Here is a 2785-nt window from a genome sequence, read left to right on the forward strand (position 1 = left end):
TTGAACTCCTGCGCACTTGCGGAGAACCCCGCCAGTGCAATGGCAACGCCCAGGAAAATTTTGATTGAAAAATGCTTCATTAGAAAGATGTACCAATTTGGAATTGCAACCGCTCTATTCTATCGCCTGGCATTTTGCGCAGCGGCGTCGCAATAGCGATGCGCAAGGGACCCACTGGGGAAATCCAGCTGATACCAATACCTGTGGAAGCCCGCAAGTCATTTACCCGAAAACGCTCATTTTCACCAAAAACATTGCCTGCGTCCACAAACCCATAGAGGCGCAGGGTACGGTCATTGCCTGCACCAGGAAACGGCGCAATGAGTTCGGCATTGAGGGTGAGCTTCTTCGGTCCACCGATGGCAAGATCAGACGCATCGCGCGGGCCCAGTGAGCCTTGCTCAAATCCACGCACAGAACCCAGGCCGCCCGAATAGTAATTCTTGAAGAGCGGATAAGGCTGGCCATTCAGGCCTTTGCCCCAGCCAAACTCGCCGTTAAGCGCAATCGTGAACTGCTTGTTGAGCGGAATGTATTTCTGGGCCTGGTAGTTCGCTCGCACGAATTTGATGTCGCCAGCGACACCCCAGTCACCGTAAACCCGTTGATAGAGGCCCGACGTAGGCACCAGCGCGCTGTCGCGGCTGTCGCGCGACCAACCCACTGTCAACGGAATCGAGTTGCTTTTGTAGCCAAACTGGTTCGCATAGTTCAGATAACTAACCGGCAGATTGGTGCCCGGCACAATCGTCAACTGCTCGTAACCGCTGCCAAAATAAACGGTGTCATTCTCGGTAAACGGAACACCGAAACGAATACTTGCGCCCCGCGTTTTCAGGCTGTAGTCACCACCTTGGCCCGAGGTAGGCTTCGACGTGCGGTCATAGACATCAATGGTGCGCGAAATACCATCGGCCGTGAAATATGGGTCAATAGTGCTGAGCACGATCTGGCGGTTGGACTTGCTGGTGTTGACTTCAACACCCAGGTAATTGCCCGAKCCAAAAACGTTTTCCTGCTTGATACCGAATACCAGTGAGAGGCTGTCCGCGCTGGAATACCCCGCACCAAGCTGCAAATTACCGGTTGGCTTTTCAACCACATTGACCGTAATGTCGACTTGGTCGTTTGTACCGGTCACTTCCTGCGTTTCTACATTCACATCGGTAAAGAAACCCAGACGGTCGACACGGTCGCGGGAAAGCCGGATTTTGTCGCCGTCGTACCAGGACGACTCAAACTGGCGGAACTCGCGACGCACGACTTCATCGCGCGTGCGATTGTTTCCGGCCACGTTGATGCGCCGCACATAAGCACGGCGGGATGGTTCTGCCTGAAGCACAAATGCCACGCGGTTATTGACACGGTCAATTTCCGGCACCGCTTCGACGCGGGCAAAAGCGTAGCCAAAAGTACCGAAATAGTCGCTGAACGCCTTGGTCGTTTCAGCGACCTCGTCCGCGTTGTAGGCCTCACCAGGCGTGATTTTCACGAGTGTCTTGAACTCTTCTTCCTTGTTCAGGTAGTTGCCTTCAAGCTTGACACCCGAAACAACAAAACGCTCGCCCTCGGTCACGTTGACGGTGATGGCAATGCTTTGTTTGTCCGGGGAAATCGCAACCTGGGTAGAGTCGATTTTGAATTCGAGGTAGCCCCGCGAAAGGTAGTAGGAGCGCAGCGTTTCAATGTCGGCGTTGAGCTTGGTGCGCGAATAGCGATCCGACTTGGTGTACCAGCTGAGCCAGCCACCTGTATCAAGGTCAAAGAGGCTCAGGAGGGTTGACTCGCTGAACGCCTTGTTGCCTGTAATGTGGATTTCCTTGATCTTCGCGACATCGCCTTCGGTCACACTGAAAGTCAGGTTGACCCGATTGCGTTCGATCGGCGTGACGGTGGTGACAATTTCAACGCCGTACAGGCTCTTGTTGATGTACTGGCGCTTGAGCTCCTGCTCCGCCTTGTCGGCGAGCGCCTTGTCGAACGGCTGGCCGTCCGCAACACCGGCCTCGCGGAGTGCTTTCTTGAGCGCGTCCTTGTCGAACTCCTTGGCACCCACAAAGTCCACGTCAGCGACGGTGGGACGCTCTTCAACGATCACCACCAATACGTCGCCACTGACTTCAAGTCTCACGTCCTTGAACAGGCCCAGCCCAAACAGCGCACGAATGGCGGTGGAACCCTTGTCGTCGTTATAGGTTTCGCCGACCCGAAAGGGCAAGGAGGCAAAAATGGTTCCGGGCTCAACGCGCTGCAAGCCTTCAACCCGGATATCACGCACCGTGAAAGGGTCAACGGCCCAAGCCGAACTGGCTGCAAAAAGACCGGCGGCGATAGCGCAAACTGCACGAACTTTGAAGCGATTTATTTGTTTTTGCATGAAATGTAAGGAATTAGCCCAAAAGCCGGGTGACATCGTTAAACAGGGCAACGCACATCATGCCCAGCAGGATAGCAACGCCACCGCGCTGCAACCGGTCCATCCAGGCGTCAGACACGCCCCGGCCGGTGATCCCCTCCCAAAGATAATACATCAGGTGCCCCCCATCCAGAACCGGCAGCGGCAGTAAATTCAGGACGCCAAGGCTCACGCTGATAAGGGCCAAAAATAGCAGATAACTGCTCCACCCAAGGCTGGCCGACTTCCCCGCATAGTCCGCAATCGTGAGCGGGCCACTCAGGTTTTTAAGCGACGCCTCGCCTATGACCATTTTCCCCATCATCTTCAGTGTGAGCAGCGAAACCTGCCAGGTACGTACGGCACCTTGCCACAAGCCATCGACAGGGC

Annotated in this window: 2 protein-coding genes; both read right to left on the reverse strand. The window is 55.1% G+C overall.

Annotated elements, in window-relative coordinates; genetic code table 11:
- Positions 1 to 79 precede the first annotated feature (79 nt).
- Complete coding sequence (bamA, locus tag AC1D1X_RS20085) at positions 80 to 2377, reverse strand: outer membrane protein assembly factor BamA (RefSeq protein ID WP_477698992.1); 2298 nt, start codon at positions 2375 to 2377, stop codon at positions 80 to 82.
- 13 nt (positions 2378 to 2390) lie between these two features.
- Positions 2391 to 2785, reverse strand: a 395-nt coding sequence (locus AC1D1X_RS20090) for a site-2 protease family protein (protein ID WP_477698993.1), incomplete at its 5' end; no start/stop codon positions are given.

The organism is Polaromonas sp. P1_G4, from assembly GCF_056405475.1.